Source organism: Veillonella sp. (genome assembly GCF_015058545.1).
Lineage (GTDB): Bacteria > Bacillota > Negativicutes > Veillonellales > Veillonellaceae > Veillonella_A.
The window spans coordinates 1-16,187 of the sequence record NZ_SVCB01000142.1 but is presented as its reverse complement, the minus strand read 5'-3'; the positions used below and the strand labels follow the sequence as shown (position 1 = coordinate 16,187).

Here is a 16,187-nt window from a genome sequence, read left to right as displayed (position 1 = left end):
TTTATTTTCATAAAATTCTCAATACGAACTATTCATATTCATTATAGCATATTCAGTCAAGCCGTTTGCTGTTACATCATGAGTAGTGATATAATTGAAGTCGTATGACAGATTTATTTTGAATGAGTATTCTCATATAGTTTTATGGAGCATAGAAGACATATGCGTGTAACGAAAGCGATTAAAGCGGAACAGATAGCTATTCTGGAAACCGTCTATAAAGATGCAAAGCCCGCCTTGCATTATAACAGTCCTTTTGAACTATTAGTAGCCGTTGTGTTGTCCGCACAATGTACGGATGAACGGGTTAATATCATAACGAAACGTTTATTTCCTACGTACAGTGACCCGGCCGATATGTTGGCATTGGGTACGGCGAAGTTGGAAGTTCTGATTCGTGACTGTGGATTGTATCGTGCCAAAGCGGCTAATTTAATAAAAACTTGTGATATTTTGGTCCATACTTATGGCGGTGAAGTACCCCATGAGTTTGATAAATTGGTAGAATTACCGGGCGTTGGCCGCAAGACGGCTAATGTATTAGTATCGGTGTTATTTGACACGCCGGCGATTGCCGTTGATACGCATGTTTTTCGCGTATCGAACCGCTTAGGTTTGGCCCGTGGCAAAACACCGGAAGCGGTGGAAGAAAAACTTAAAAAAGCGATCCCCATGGAAAAATGGAGTGCCGCCCATCATTGGCTTATTTTTCATGGCCGTAAAGTGTGTAAGGCCAGAAAGCCTTTATGTGGTGAGTGTCCATTAGCTCACGTTTGTCCGTCAGCCGGTAAGGAGGCATAAAATGAAAGAAGCAATGCAATCAATGATAAAGAAATTTAAAGCAATTGGTGTTACCGGCAGTGCCATCGTAACGGAATTATTGCGTTTTCGCGTATTGGATCAGATTCTTCAAGGAAGCCCTGAAGTACGTCAATGGGGGATTACGGGCGATAAATTATATGAATTGGCGCAGCAAAGCACGGTAGACGTATTTGGCGAAATCCCTTATGACCAAGCTGCTTTTGAATCGGTATACGGTCCTTCGTTTGCTGTAGAAGTTATGGATTTCATTACGGAAACAGGCTATGTGGAAGGTATTGCAGCAGGCGAACAATGGCGCTTACCTTTACAGGAAGTAATCGAGTTTCATAAAAACTCGGAAGGCATTATCTTGTTTGCCGATATCGAAGAATATGCAGCCATAGCGGAAGAAATTTTACAAGCCATTCCGTCAGAGCGTTTATTATTATATACGTCATCGGAAACATGCTATAATTTATTTAAACAACTCTATCCGTTGGCACCGGTTATTGATGAATGGCCGGAAGATGTTATTTTTGACCATATTGTAGCGGCCTCTACCGGTTTGTTCCGCGCACCGGTTGAAATTATGCAGGAATTGGCCAATCGTGTAGGCAATATTACAGAACTTGGTACAGCCCATTATTTCATTCCTATCAGTGCCATTCAGGACCAAGTAGGCATGAATCGCATGGCTGTTCAGTACATGTTATTGCAACCCCGTTTGGAAGCAATTCGCGAATGGGCTCCGCTGGGGACCTATGAATTTGTGTACACGAATCGCTCGGTTAAAAAAGTGGCCCTCGAAATTCGTGAAGTAATGGGTGATACTTGGCGTTCAACACCATTTATTGCCTTGCCTCATGAAGTATTGGCTTCTATGGATACTTTCTCCATGGTACAGTATGCCTTGTCGCTTTGCGGTATAGAACCGGCTATGAAAGCTCAATTACCGACACTGGGGGAAGACGGTTTTACTTCAAAAGATCCTAAAGTACCTTTATATGTACAAAAAGTATTTAATGCGTTTGAAGCGACTCGCCTGGAATTAGAACGTCAGGGTACTGAGGTTCAATTAAAACTGGTTGACTATGAAGGTCGCAAAGCGGGTGAAACTTTAGACGAAGATTCCTATGGGGAACTTATGGAACAAAGCAAAGTGGCGGAAGATGAAAAAGCGTATTGGATGTTTACCAATCCGGAGGCTGCTTATATCTGGTATACCTATTTCCGCAGTCTACAGGGGGAACAGGTTTTAACCAAGCTCGCTCAAATGGTGTTGACGCCGGAAGCCTTATTACAATTGATGGGTAGTGTGCGTCGCCAAATTATTAAAGAAGAACCGTTGGCAGAATTGGCAGCTCGTTTTGAAAAAGCCCGGGCGGCTCGTAAAGAGGCGTTAGCTAAGGCTGATGCCGATTGGCAGCAAGAGATTGAAGCCATTGCCAAAGAAATTGTACCAAATCCAACTGAGAGTGATTGACAAGAAAGTCTAAGTGGGATAAAGTATATTGTTAGATAAGGAGGGAAGACATGGCAGTTGTAAATTTTGAAATCTATAAAGTATTGGGCACCTTATCTGAAAATAAAGATGGGTGGAAAAAACAGCTTACTTGCACCAGTTGGGGGCGTTATAATCCTAAATTCGACCTTCGTTCCTGGGACAGTGAATATAACGGTATGACGAAAGGGATTACTTTATCGCTCGAAGAAATCGTGGCTCTTCGCGATTTATTGAATGAAGTGGATTTAGAAGCAGCATACGAAGAATCCGTAGCGGAACGTCAAGCTGCTAAAGCAGCTGAAAAAGCGGCCGAAAAGGACTCCGCTGACGAATAAGCAAAATTTAACTAATGAGTTGCATTAACTGATTGTCCATGATATAATCAATAAGCATAGTTTTGGACAGTGGAAAGAGGTGTATAGAATGAAACAAGGAATTCATCCTAATTATGGTGAAGCTACCGTAACTTGCGGTTGTGGCAATACGTTTAAAACAGGTTCCGTTAAAAGCGATCTTCGCGTAGACGTATGTTCCAAATGCCATCCGTTCTTCACAGGACAGCAACGTACTGCTCAGGCTCGCGGTCGTATCGAACAATTCAACAAGCGTTACGGTAAATAATTACTGTAGTCTAGCTATACAAATAATACGGCAGAGCTTCGGCTCTGCCTATATTTGTTTGAGAGAGGAGACGCATTGGAAACGAAGCGAGTTAAAAAGTTTGTCGGAGGCCAAGCCGTCATCGAAGGTGTTATGATGCGCGGCCCTAAATATACAGCCACAGCGGTTCGTGAACCGGGTGGCCAAATTGTAGTGGATACGAAACCGACGAGTTCAATCAGTGATAAGTATCCCATTTTGAAAAAACCTCTTTTACGAGGTTGTGTGGCTCTTTATGAGTCTTTAGTTATCGGTATGGGCGCCCTTTCTTTTTCCGCTAAAGCAGCCGGTGAGGAAGAGGAAGCCATGTCGAATAAAGAAATTGCAGTGACCATGGTATTTTCCACGGTGCTGGCGATTGCCTTATTTTTGGCATTACCCACTTACGCGGCTAAATGGATTCCCGGCGTAGGTGATAATCACTTTGTATTAAACTTGGTAGAAGGGGCGATTCGCCTTCTTTTATTTTTGCTTTATATATGGGCTATCGGGCAGACCAAAGATATTCGCCGTGTGTTCCAATATCACGGGGCGGAGCATAAAACCATTCATACCTATGAAAGCGATATGCCGTTAACGGTAGCCAATGTGCGTGCCCATTCGCGGCTCCATGCCCGTTGCGGTACGAACTTCTTGTTGATTGTTATGGTAACAAGTATTTTTGTATTCGCTTTCTTGGGCTGGCCAAGTTTATGGGAACGCATTATTTCACGTGTGCTCTTAATGCCTGTCGTAGCCGGTATAGCCTATGAAATGATTCGCCTTGCCGGACGCAGTGAAAATGTAATTGTTAAAGCGTTAATAACGCCCGGTTTATGGCTTCAGTATATGACGACCCGTGAGCCGGAAGATGACCAAATTGAAGTGGCTATTCGTGCCTTGGAAACGGTGCGGCCTGCTGAAGAAGACGCTTATGAATCTTAGCTGTGCCGGTCGGGATATTTTAATTCTGTGGCAACGCTGCATAGTCGTCGAATAATTAGTCTGAAAGGGGTACCCGTTTCATGGTTTTAGTAGATAAATTACAAGTTATTGAAGATAAATTTATGGATTTGGAGCAACGCATCAGTGACCCTGAAGTGATTGCCCGTCAGCAGGAATGGCAGAAGTTAACACGTCAACACGCGTCCCTTACGGAAACCGTTAATACTTTCAGAGAATACAAACAAGTTCTCGCCGGCCTTGATGAAGCTTTGGAAGTAGTAGAAGATAAAAGTCTTGACGAAGAATTCCGCGAAATGGCACAGGAAGAATTGAAGGACTTAAAAGAGCGCAAAGAAGTGTTGGAAGAACAACTCCATATTTTGCTTTTGCCAAAAGATCCTAATGATGAAAAGAACGTTATCGTGGAAATCCGTGGTGGTGCCGGCGGTGATGAAGCGGCTTTATTTGCCGGTGATTTATTCCGCATGTACACTAAATACGCGGAAGCGCAAGGTTGGCGCTGTGAAATCATCGATGCGAACGCACCGGAATTGGGCGGCTTCAAAGAAGTGGTGTTCTCCGTTGACGGTAACAGCGCTTATTCCAAATTGAAGTTTGAAAGCGGTGTACATCGTGTACAGCGTGTACCGGAAACTGAATCATCCGGTCGTATTCATACCTCTACTGTTACCGTAGCCGTATTGCCGGAAGCGGAAGATGTAGACATTGAAATTAATGATAAAGACCTTCAAATCGATACCTATTGTGCCAGCGGTGCCGGCGGTCAGCACGTTAACCGTACCGAATCGGCCGTGCGTATTACGCATAAACCGACGGGCATTGTAGTTGCGTGTCAGGATGAACGGTCTCAGTTAAAAAATAAAGATAAGGCAATGTGCGTATTACGTGCTAAATTGCAAGATAAAGCCGAACAGGAAGCGGCCGCCAGCGTGGCAGCCGATCGTAAGAGTCAGGTCGGTACGGGCGATCGCAGTGAACGTATTCGTACTTACAACTATCCGCAAGGTCGTGTGACCGATCATCGCATTAACTTAACGCTCTATAAATTGGATGCCGTGCTTAATGGCGATTTGGACGAACTGATTCAAGCTTTGATTGCAGCGGATCAGGCCGCAAAAATGCAGGAGGCCGATCAAAATGCCTAAGGAGCTGTGGACTATCGGTCGCTTGCTCCAATGGACAGAGCAGTATTTTCTCGGCAAAGGCGGCAGTCGCCTTGATGGGGAAGTGCTGCTTTCTCATATATTGGGGAAAGATCGAATTTACTTATACACACACTATGATGAACCTTTGAATAAACAGGAGCTAGACGCGTATCGTCCGCTCGTGCTTGAACGGGCAAAAGGGTATAGTGTAGCTGCCATTATCGGTAAAAAAGAGTTTATGGGTTTGCCGTTTATTGTGAATAAGGACGTATTAATACCGCGTCCCGATACGGAAACTTTGGTTGAAGATATTTTGACCGTTTTTGACAAAGACAGTGCACCTTATATCCTTGATGTTTGCACCGGACCCGGTACTATTTTATACAGTTTGCTTCACTATTTACCTAAGGCTACAGGGCTCGGTCTTGATATCAGCAAGGAGGCGTTGGCAGTAGCCGTGAAAAATCGGGAGCAGTTGGAGCTCGCGGATCGGGCTAAATTATGTTATTCCGATTTATTGAGTGCCTTGGCAACGGATACGGCCTATGAAAACGCTTTCGATTTAATCGTATCCAATCCGCCGTATATTCCGAGTGAAGAAATTTTGACCTTGGAACAGGAAGTTCAAAATGAACCGGTAATAGCCTTAGATGGCGGTGCCGACGGCTTGGATTTCTATCGCCGCTTACTGGCAGAGGCGCCTAAATATTTAAAAGCAGGCGGCTACTTAGCGGTTGAAATTGGGTATGATCAAGCTGAGGTAGTAACTGAAATTGCCAAAAATATCGGGGTTTACAGTGAAGTAGTGGCACAAAAAGATTTAGGTGGTATTGTACGGGCCTTACGTTGGCAGAAAACAGGTGATGATAATGGCCATAGAAACTAAAGTATATAAACATTTGGATGATGCAGCCATTGCCGAATTGGGCGCACGTTTACGTGACGGTCAATTGGTGGCAATCCCTACGGAAACTGTATACGGACTGGGTGCTAACGGTCTTGATGAAGCAGCGATGAGTCGAATCTATGAGGCTAAAGGACGTCCGTCAGATAATCCTTTGATTTTACATGTACCTGATCAGGAAGCCGTAAAACCCTTGGTTGCCTCAATTCCACCGACGGCACAAAAGCTCATGGATGCTTTTTGGCCGGGACCTTTGACTATCATTATGCCAAAATCCGACAAGGTACCTAAGCGTGCTACGGGCGGTTTAGATAGTGTAGCGATTCGTTGTCCCGCTCATGATGTGTGTCGTGCTATTTTAAAAGCCGCCGGCGTACCGGTGGCGGCGCCCAGTGCCAATATTTCCGGTCGTCCCAGCCCGACTACGGCAGATGCGGTACTGCATGATATGAAAGGTCGCATTGAAGCTATTGCCGATGCGGGACCTTGTGATGTGGGCGTTGAATCCACCATCGTAGAATGCGGTGATGATGCGGTTACTATTTTAAGACCGGGCGGAATTACCGATGCTATGTTAAAACGGGTAGTTAGTACGGTGACTTTTGACGAAGCTTTGAGTGCGCCCGATGTGGCACCAAAAGCGCCGGGTATGAAATACACGCATTATGCCCCGGATGGTGATATGACTACTTATGTGGGGGCACCGCGCCTCGTCAGTCAGGCTATGATTGATGCCATGGAAGCGATTAAGCAAGAGCATCACGACAAACCGCTTCGTTTCGGGTTCCTCATGAGTGATGAAGTGGCACAATTCCTTGACATCTATTTATCTTCATCGGATGTGTCTTTTGAATATGTAATTTATGGTAATGCGGCGGATTATAAAGGGCTTGCCCATAATTTGTATTCTTCATTATTGGCATTCAATAAGGCCGGCGTGACCCATATTTTTGCTACCGGCGTGCCCATGCAAGGCTTGGGTCGTGCCATTATGAACCGCATGGCGAAGGCAAGCAGTCAAAAAATCGTACATGTAACGGGTAAACCGTAAGGGGTACTTGTAAATAGGGGCCGCCGGTTTTACATCGGCAGGCTATACAATAGATATTGAAAAGAGGTAAGACTATGAACATATTATTTGTTTGCACCGGCAATACTTGCCGCAGCCCTATGGCAGAAGGTATGCTAAAAGCGATGGCAGAGGACGCTAAAAAAGATGTAGTGACTTTGTCGGCCGGTTTATTTACGGCGCCGGGTGGGCGTGTATCGCCGCAAGCTATTGAGGCGGTTAAAGATGTGGCTGATATTTCCGGTCATTTATCGCGTCCGCTTAATAAAGCTCTTTTGGATGCGGCTGATTTGGTTGTCGGTTTAGCAGCGGATCATAAAAAAGTATTATTGCGACAATTTCCTGAAATGAGCGATAAAATTGTAACCTTGGGTGAATGGGCCGGTACGAATGAAGACGTAGCCGATCCGTTTGGCGGTACGCAGGAAGAATATGATGCCTGTGCGGCACAAATCAAAGAACTTTTGACAAAAGCCTTGGCAAAGCTGGATTAAGATAAGTATAGTGAACAGTAATAAATTTTAAGACTCTACGGTAAGCTCCTTTTATAGAGCAGGTAAGTAAATCTTGATTGGTTGTTAATTTTAATAATATCTCTATATTGTGAACAAATGTCATTGCTTGATTTTATATGACATAGTAAAATAGGGTAGAGATGTTTATATTTAATGGATACCGATTAGGAGGGATAGGATGAAAGTAGCCATTGGCGCTGACCATGGCGGCGTTCATTTAAAAGCGACAATTAAAGCGTTGCTTGATGAATTGAATGTGGCCTATACTGACTTTGGTACCGATTCGGAAGATTCCGTGGATTACCCGGATATTGCCGAACCTGTGGCTAAAGCAGTAGCAGCAGGAGAATATGATCGGGGCATTTTAATTTGCGGTACCGGTATCGGGATTGGCATTGCAGCCAACAAAGTAGCCGGTATTCGTGCGGCCTTATGCCACGATACATTTTCAGCACATGCTTCACGGGAACACAATAACGCCAATATTTTAACGATGGGCGAACGTGTTATCGGACCCGGGTTAGCTAGCGATATTGTTAAAATTTGGTTAGCTACCGAATTCGAAGGGGGCCGTCATGAACGACGCGTCGCCAAAATAGCCGAACTAGAGGCTTAGTCCAGATAATTTGGGGGACAGCTTGTATTTCATAGGCACTATGATTTGAGTGTGTAGGAGGTAATGCTATGAGCATTCTTAAGAGTCAAGATCCGGAATTAAAAAATATGATTGATTTAGAGTTAAACCGTCAACGCAATAAGTTGGAAATGATTGCATCTGAAAACTTCGTATCTGAAGCGGTTATGGAAGCACAGGGCAGTGTATTGACCAATAAATATGCGGAAGGTTATTCCGGTAAGCGCTATTATGGTGGCTGTGAATATGTAGATATGGTGGAAACGTTAGCGATTGAACGAGCTAAGAAATTATTCGGTGCTGAACATGTCAATGTACAGCCTCATTCCGGCTCGCAAGCTAACTTTGGTGTTTATTTTGCTCTTTTAAAACCGGGCGACACTATCATGGGCATGAACTTATCCCATGGCGGTCATTTGACTCACGGTTCGCCGGTTAACGTTTCGGGTACATACTTCAATGTAATTCCTTACGGCGTTGATGCAGAAACACAGGAAATTGATTATGATGAAATGCGCAAAATCGCTGAAGAAAACAAACCTAAGTTAATTATCGGCGGCGGCAGTGCGTATTCCCGCATTATTGATTTCAAAAAAATGGCCGACATCGCTCATGAAGTAGGCGCTATTTTTATGGTAGATATGGCTCACTTTGCAGGTCTTGTAGCAGCCGGTTTGCATCCAAATCCAGTGGAATATGCCGATGTTGTAACTACAACTACGCATAAAACCTTGCGCGGACCTCGCGGCGGTATGATTCTTTGCAAAGAACAATATGCTAAAGCGATTGATAAAGCAATTTTCCCTGGCATCCAAGGTGGTCCTTTGATGCATGTTATCGCTGCTAAAGCGGTTGCTTTCGGCGAAGCTTTAAAACCTGAATTCAAAGAATATGCACAGCAAGTTGTAACTAATGCGAAAGTGTTGGCAGCAGCGCTTCAAAAAGAAGGTTTTAAAATCGTATCCGGCGGTACCGATACGCACGTAATGCTCGTTGACGTACGCAGCTGCGGTTTGACCGGTAAAGTAGCTGAATTCTTACTCGATGAAGTAGGTATTACTTGTAACAAGAACACCATTCCGTTCGATCCTGAAAGCCCATTCGTAACCAGCGGTATCCGTCTCGGCACACCTGCTTTGACAACACGTGGCTTAAAAGAAGCGGATATGGAAGAAATTGCGTCCATCATTGCGTTAGTTCTTAAAAACTCCGAAGATAAAGCTAAACATGAAGAAGCAGCTAAACGTGTAGCCGCTCTTTGTGAAAAATATCCTATGTATCCTAATCTTTAATATATCCGCTTGAGAGAGATTTCATAACATGCCTTATTGAGGCACAAAATAGTAAGACTTAAGGAGGCACCGTATTTATGAATGTTAATGTAATGACTCATCCGTTGATTCAACATAAAGTAACCTTAATCCGTAATGTTGAAACAGGTTCTAAAGATTTTCGCGAATTATTGGAAGAAATTACACTTTTGATGGGGTATGAAATTACTCGTGACTTACCGTTGGAAGATGTAGAAGTACAGACTCCGTTGGTAAAAGCAATCGGTAAACAAATTGCCGGTAAAAAATTAGGTATTATCCCTATTTTGCGTGCCGGTCTCGGCATGGTTAATGGTCTATTGGAATTAATGCCAATGGCTAAAGTAGGTCACGTAGGTTTATACCGTGATCCTGAAACCTTAAAACCGGTTGAATACTACTGCAAATTGCCGTCTGATTTGTCCGAACGTCGCATTATCGTGACAGATCCTATGTTGGCAACCGGCGGCAGTGCATCGGCAGCCATCACTCTTTTAAAAGAAAAAGGGGCTCGCGATATTCAGCTTATGTGCTTAGTAGCAGCTCCGCAAGGTGTAGAAGCGGTTAATAAGGAACATCCGGATGTACGCATTTATGTTGCGGCACTTGATGAAGACTTGAACGAACACGGCTATATCTTGCCTGGTTTAGGCGATGCAGGGGACCGTATTTTCGGTACTAAATAAGATTTTTATACTAAAAAATATATGATATTAATAAAGGCTTGAGGCGATTATTGAAGTGTATAACTGCCTTAGACTTAATTTTCTTAACGAAATGAAAAAAATAATAATAAACTGAAAGCTTGAAAATATTTTGGTTGTGTAGTTAGATAAAAACTAGCTCTACTAAAATGGTGCTAATTTAATAATGATTATATTTTGTTATTAAAAATATTGCATTATTAAGCATTTGAGATGTATAATGAAATTAACATGAAAATACTCTGGAGTAAATTGAGTGAGTTGTTCGTAATAGGTGGAGATTTTAACGAAATGAGGGGGATTTTGATGAAGTTTCGGTTAGGTAGTAAAAAGAGTAATAGGTATGTATCTAAATCTAGAAAAATGTTGTCGCTATGTATCACATTAACCTTGGTAAATGGAGGTATTACGGCTTTTGCGGCTGATAATACGGCGACGGTTAATGGCACGCTGAATGGTACGGCAATTACCGGTTCTACCAATTTTAATCAGATTACGGTAATTGATAATTCGTCGGCTGTAGTAAAAGATAAGGACGGTAATGTGACAACTATTACAAACAGTAAAGCCGGTGGCTGGGATACCATCATGGGAGCTAATGATCGAAATGATAATACATTGGTGTATGAAAGTGTTGGCGGCAATATCATTAATGTTGCCGGGAATGATGTGATTACCATTCATAACTTAATAGGTGGCAGTTCTACCCTGAGTGGGGATCCATCTATTCGAAGTGAATCTATTGTTAATAATGTCATTAATATTGGCAATGATGGCCAAAGTATGGGCACACTTCAAGCCGATGTAATTGCCGGCGGGAATACAGAGCGTACCGGTTATGCAAAGGCCTATCCTTTTTATAATGTCCTCAATCTAAGCGGGATGACCATTACCGGTATAAGCGATAGTGAGGATGAGCTCGATAATACTCGGGTACAGATTTATGGAGGCTTGATTGGTTCTAAAGGCACGATTATGCAAGGGAATGTTTACAGCAATGTAATTAATATTCAAGATTCGGTTGTTTTAAAAAATGCTGATATTTATGGTGGGTAAACGAATGTAGCTAGTTGGGGAGGGCATGTTGTTGGAAATCTGATAAATTTATCGGGTGATGCTGATTTATCTCAGGATGTTACCTTGCATGGAGCAGAGATTCCTGACACCAATAGAGAGGTTCGTAATTATGATAATATCTTAAATGTAGGGTATCGGGAAGAAGTCTCTTATTCCGATACGATGACATTACCGGGTTCCGGTTTTTTAAAATTTGGAGTACTTCCTGTGAATGCGCCTGATTTAATTCCTCCTAATGATAACTACTATGTGAATCTTACTCGTAAGGTAACACCTTGGAATAACAATGAAGTTAAGGAAATATCGGAATTTACTTCGGTTAAAATTTGGGCGATGAATGATTTGAATACGCCGGCATTGAAACTTCAAAAAGGGAATTTCGTTTATGATGTTACCAATCTTACCAGAAATACAGTGGAGCGAGGAACTATCATTGACTTAACGTATCTGACTTCCGGCAAAGATTATGGTACAAAGTATATTGATAATAAGTCGGGCGTTGATGCCGGTTTTGATGCAAAAGTAGAAGATATTGATTTAAGAGAGTTATCTGATGACGAAAAGAGTAATATTTTCTTTGCCGGTATAGAACCAGATGCCAAGATTACGGTTATTCAAGCTGAGAATGGCATTTATGAATCGGAAGACCAAGTAAAAGCCAATAAATTGACGTATGGATATTCTTTAGAGCAAAATGATACCTCGTTAATCGGCTCTTATGAAGGTGATGCCGGCATTGATGGCAATAATGTTGTTTGGCGAACCGGAGATATTACGGTAGATTCGATGATTGTACCTAATGTAACTTACGATGCCTCAGGTCCGAGTACAGCCACGATACAATTAGAAGAGTATGGCTATATATTCAATGAGAATACGACCATATCTAGTCCTGAGGTAACGAATAACACATCCGTCCTGATTTCGCCGGATGTTACTTGGACACTCGTAGACGGTAGCGCTGCTACCTCGGTGGCGGGTCTGGAAAACTTGAGCAATAAAGAAAATGGTGTAACTTATACCATGAGCGGTGGCACTGTGACGGTGACCGGAAATGGTATTACCGACATTTCAGCTGATGCCAAGGACCTCACATATCACTTGGAAAGTCCTACAAGCTTGACCTATCATAAGCTCGACTGGGCTTCTACGGATCCTGTATCTTCTTTAGATAGTAGTAACAATTATGATCTCAGTACCACTACGGTGGATTGGTCAAATCTTGTCATGGATAATCTGTCTTCTTTAAGAGGTGGCATCAATGAGCGAACATTATTAAATACTAACAGTACCGATGTTGGTTTAACCGATGATAATCTTGTAGGCACTACGCAAAATATTATCTCAGGCACGACTATTGAGGGTACCGGTCAAGCGCTAGTTAAGGATGGTAATGTAGTTTACCAAGCGGATATGCATGCTCAGGCTCAGACGCATCACGTTCTCCTTGGCCGGGCAGCGAGCTTGGCAGGTATTTTTGAAACAAATGATCTTATACTCGATACGATGAAGACCTTAGATCAGTCCAAAGCCGGTGTCGAAACCTTTGCTACTGTTGGCGGTGGTGAAAACCGTTATGAAACAGGCAGTCACGTTAAAACGAACATTTGGCGTGGTATAGCTGGTGTAGCCAAGAAATATTCGAAGGATGATGGAACGCAGGCCGAATACGGTGTATTCTACGATTATGGCAATGGCCACTATCGCACGTATGACGATTACGGCGTAGGTAATGGTAAGATTAAGTATAAAGGTGCCGGCATTTTTGGTAAGCGGATTGGTGCCAATGATACCTATGGTGAGGCTTCGCTTCGTATCGGCCGCGCCGCGAACGATGTTAAAAATCTTCTCCGCGATGTTAATGGTCAGGTATATCGATACGAAACAAATAGCATGTACAATGCTTTCCATGTAGGTGTTGGCCGTATTTTTGACAGAGGGAATGGCAATAGCCTTGATACATACCTTCGTTTCTTCCATACACATCTAAATGGGGATAGCTTCAACGCAGGTGGTCAATATGATGTTGATAGTTTAGAAAGTAATATATTCCGCATCGGAACTCGCTGGCAACACAAAGATAATCGTTTGACATATTACACAGGTCTTGCCTATGAGTATGAATTTAGCGGTAATGTTTATGGGCTTGCTGATGGTGCCGATATTAGAAGTGCGTCTACCCGCGGTGGCAGCGTTCGCTTTGAATATGGTCTCTTGATGGATTCAGGGGATTGGAATATTTCGCTTAACGGTAATGCTTATGCAGGTAGTCATAAAGGATTTAACGGAAATATCAGTCTGACTCGTCATATATAGTAATGGGAAGCCAACTATTTTTTTCAAATATGGCTGTTGAGAGTAATCCTTATAGAAGTTTGGAAGACTAACGAGTCTATAATTTCAAAAGAAGGACATGCATCATAATTGCTGTATGTCCTTTTTTTGTATGCGTTATATTTCAAGAATGATATATGTATTTCATTTATCGCAATAGACAAAACAAACCACATCGAATATAATAGATATATAGAGCGGAATGAGAAGAATAGGTTTTACGTTAAAATAAAGCATCAGGGGATTATGTTTTAACCGGACCTAAGATTGATTTTACATTTGTTAATATAATTTTAAATTACATTGAAAAGAGGTAGACTATGAAATTAAACAAATCTTTAAAAGTATTAGCCGTATCTTTATTGGTGGCAGGCAGCTTTGGCTTGGCACAGGCAAATTCCGAAATTACAATTGACCAGGCAACCGCTATCGCTTTGGCTAAAGTGCCGGGCGCAAATGCAAGTCATGTATATAAAGTTAAACCGGACATTGAAAATGGCCGTAAAGTATATGAAGGCAAAATTTTCTACAACGGCGTTGAATACGAATTCGAAATTGATGCCGCTACCGGTCAAGTAATTGATTGGGACGTAGATCGCGACTAATTGGCCGCTAAATTGTAATGATTGAAGCTCGTATTGAAAAGCGGATATCGTTAATTGAATGAAAATTAAAATAAGGGCGAGTACTATCTGCCGGCAAGCACACCACTTCGTGCTAAGGCTTACCTTACAGATAGAACTCGCCCTTATTCACGTTCTGCTATCATCTCAATAATAATGATATCCGTTTTTCAATAGTCATATTTCAGCAGATTACAATAGCGGCCAACTTAGTCGCGTTTTTGGCTGAGGAGGGAAAAAGAGTATTGACTTGAAGTCAACTTTAAGGTGTAAAGTAAATATAGTCAATAATACTATTATTTAGCAAGAGAAGTTAGAGAAGTAGGAGATGACAAATAGTGAGTATTTTATTTATTAACGGTAGTCCGAATAAAAACGGGAATACAAAACATCTAGCCGATGCTTTATTGGCTGGGAAAACCTATGAAACATTGAATTTGGTGGATTACAAAATTTACAGTTATGGTCAGGAATTTGATAACGATCAATTTGATGAAGTAGTGGACGCTATGAAAAAGGCTGATACTATCGTTATTGGGTCACCGGTGTACTGGTATAGTCTGTCCGGTGCGTTACGTAATTTGCTAGATCGTTTCTATGGTCCGGTACCAATGGGATCTTTTAAAGGACATAAACTTCTTTTCTTGTTCCAAGGTCATAGTCCACAACCTTGGATGTTTGAAAAGGGAGAATTTACCATCTCCAGATTTGCAACTCTATATGGGTTGGATTATGAGGGTATGGCGACTACGGCGGAAGAAGCCAAGAAGTTGGCCGCTAGATTGTAATGTATTGTGAGCTCTCCATTGGAAAAGTGGATATCGTTAATTTGAATAGAAATTAAGATAAGAGCAAGTAGTATCTACCGGCAAGCGCACCTTTTCAAGCTAAGGCTTACCTTGTAGATACTACTCGCTCTTATTCACGTTCTTCTATCATCTCAATAATAACGATATCCTCTTTTCCTCAATCAGAGCACAATATAATTAACAATAGCGGCAAAAACTTTTGGGTTCTTTCCGCCTACGTCAGGGGAAGGGAATTGTATTGGAACAATACAATTCCTCTCACTCTCCCCATATCCTCGCCTATTATTCGTCCATTTATGGTGTGTCTCGCAAGTCATTTTCAAATACATTTCTTCCACCCCGGCTATAAATTGCTGAAAAATTCTTTGGCGCTATAGCTGTATGAGATATTCTTTTGCTGAGGTGATATGCATCATAAAAAAGCTACTGCCTCAATCAGGTGAGCATGGCTTGAGATTATTTGCTGCTTAGCCGGCTAAAATTATTTTTAAATTGAGATGATGTGCTATTACCAGAGACCTGATTCCCTCTATAAGGAGAGCCTTAGCTCGAAGAGGTGTGCTCTCCGTTAGAGGGGAACAGGTCTTTATAGTTATGTGATAAATTAAATATAACTTTAGCCGGCTGAGTAAAGGTATTAAAGTGTGCTCACTGATTGAGATGAGTAGCTTTTAGGGTAATGCTAATTCAGCTAATAAAGAATATCTCATACAGCAGCACAAATGAATTTTTCAATAATTTATAAAATGACTTGCGCGTGTCACCCATATAAGGTAGAATATAGGCGAGGATATTTTTTTATCGACGGTGGGACGATTTTCGCTCCAGCGGGATGAAAGAGGTACAGCATGAAAGATTTATCGGAGGTGTATCAACGAATAGCTCCGGAACTTATGCGAATTGTGGAAGAGCGCTACATACTGCTGAATCACATTTCCTATGCACAACCTATCGGGCGACGCATGCTTGCCAACCTTAGTAAACTATCGGAACGTGTAGTACGTTCACACGTTGAAATCATGAAAGACAATGGTCTTATTGGTTTTACCCAACAGGGGATGGTGTTAACTGAGGAAGGCAAAGAACTGCTGCCGCAACTAAACTCATCAATGCACGAGCTCAATAAAATTAGTGAGCTTGAAGCAAAGCTTAA

The 16,187-nt window shown here is 42.2% G+C and carries 16 protein-coding genes and 1 pseudogene; all 17 read left to right on the top strand.

All coding sequences use genetic code 11. The features are described from left to right. Positions 1-162 precede the first annotated feature (162 nt). Entirely contained in the window at positions 163-801 is a 639-nt protein-coding gene (gene nth / locus E7204_RS09015) for an endonuclease III (RefSeq protein WP_295183827.1), read from the top strand. Position 802: 1 nt separating this feature from the next. Further along, positions 803-2,284 carry a hypothetical protein gene (locus E7204_RS09010; RefSeq protein ID WP_295183825.1) on the top strand — a complete coding sequence of 494 codons (1,482 nt, stop codon included), beginning with the start codon at positions 803-805 and terminating at the stop codon, positions 2,282-2,284. Between the two features lie 50 nt (positions 2,285-2,334). Beyond that, positions 2,335-2,640, top strand: a complete 306-nt coding sequence (locus E7204_RS09005; RefSeq protein WP_021841493.1) for a PC4/YdbC family ssDNA-binding protein — start codon at positions 2,335-2,337, stop codon at positions 2,638-2,640. 88 nt (positions 2,641-2,728) lie between these two features. Beyond that, positions 2,729-2,926, top strand: coding sequence for a 50S ribosomal protein L31 (gene rpmE / locus E7204_RS09000; RefSeq protein WP_021841494.1), 198 nt, complete (start codon positions 2,729-2,731; stop codon positions 2,924-2,926). A gap of 75 nt (positions 2,927-3,001) precedes the next feature. After that, entirely contained in the window at positions 3,002-3,889 is an 888-nt protein-coding gene (locus E7204_RS08995) for a DUF1385 domain-containing protein (RefSeq protein ID WP_295183819.1), read from the top strand. A gap of 80 nt (positions 3,890-3,969) precedes the next feature. Continuing rightward, a complete protein-coding gene (gene prfA, locus E7204_RS08990) occupies positions 3,970-5,055 on the top strand; it encodes a peptide chain release factor 1 (RefSeq protein WP_295183817.1) in 1,086 nt (361 codons plus the stop codon). Further along, positions 5,048-5,941, top strand: coding sequence for a peptide chain release factor N(5)-glutamine methyltransferase (prmC, locus tag E7204_RS08985; protein ID WP_295183814.1), 894 nt, complete (start codon positions 5,048-5,050; stop codon positions 5,939-5,941). The genes prfA and prmC overlap by 8 nt, the downstream gene beginning before the upstream one ends. Next, complete coding sequence (locus tag E7204_RS08980; RefSeq protein WP_295183811.1) at positions 5,925-7,010, top strand: L-threonylcarbamoyladenylate synthase; 1,086 nt, start codon at positions 5,925-5,927, stop codon at positions 7,008-7,010. Before prmC ends, E7204_RS08980 begins: the two co-directional genes overlap by 17 nt. Before the next feature lie 74 nt (positions 7,011-7,084). Further along, the gene (locus E7204_RS08975) at positions 7,085-7,522 is read left to right on the top strand and encodes a low molecular weight protein arginine phosphatase (RefSeq protein WP_021841499.1); all 438 of its coding nucleotides are present in this window, start codon (positions 7,085-7,087) and stop codon (positions 7,520-7,522) included. Between the two features lie 199 nt (positions 7,523-7,721). Then, the gene (rpiB, locus tag E7204_RS08970) at positions 7,722-8,159 is read left to right on the top strand and encodes a ribose 5-phosphate isomerase B (protein ID WP_127058272.1); all 438 of its coding nucleotides are present in this window, start codon (positions 7,722-7,724) and stop codon (positions 8,157-8,159) included. A gap of 68 nt (positions 8,160-8,227) precedes the next feature. Continuing rightward, positions 8,228-9,469: a serine hydroxymethyltransferase gene (glyA, locus tag E7204_RS08965; protein ID WP_295183806.1), complete on the top strand. Its 1,242-nt coding sequence runs from the start codon at positions 8,228-8,230 to the stop codon at positions 9,467-9,469. A 77-nt stretch (positions 9,470-9,546) separates the two neighbouring features. Next, positions 9,547-10,173, top strand: coding sequence for a uracil phosphoribosyltransferase (gene upp, locus E7204_RS08960; protein ID WP_021841502.1), 627 nt, complete (start codon positions 9,547-9,549; stop codon positions 10,171-10,173). 324 nt (positions 10,174-10,497) lie between these two features. Then, positions 10,498-11,247 carry a hypothetical protein gene (locus tag E7204_RS08955; RefSeq protein ID WP_295183802.1) on the top strand — a complete coding sequence of 250 codons (750 nt, stop codon included), beginning with the start codon at positions 10,498-10,500 and terminating at the stop codon, positions 11,245-11,247. A gap of 84 nt (positions 11,248-11,331) precedes the next feature. Further along, positions 11,332-13,584: an autotransporter outer membrane beta-barrel domain-containing protein gene (locus E7204_RS08950; protein ID WP_295183799.1), complete on the top strand. Its 2,253-nt coding sequence runs from the start codon at positions 11,332-11,334 to the stop codon at positions 13,582-13,584. A 338-nt stretch (positions 13,585-13,922) separates the two neighbouring features. Beyond that, positions 13,923-14,207, top strand: a complete 285-nt coding sequence (locus E7204_RS08945; RefSeq protein ID WP_021841503.1) for a PepSY domain-containing protein — start codon at positions 13,923-13,925, stop codon at positions 14,205-14,207. 356 nt (positions 14,208-14,563) lie between these two features. Next, positions 14,564-15,013 carry an NAD(P)H-dependent oxidoreductase gene (locus E7204_RS08940; RefSeq protein ID WP_295183796.1) on the top strand — a complete coding sequence of 150 codons (450 nt, stop codon included), beginning with the start codon at positions 14,564-14,566 and terminating at the stop codon, positions 15,011-15,013. Positions 15,014-15,882: 869 nt separating this feature from the next. Then, positions 15,883-16,187 (top strand): annotated as a pseudogene (locus E7204_RS08935) (sugar-binding protein); the annotation flags it as partial.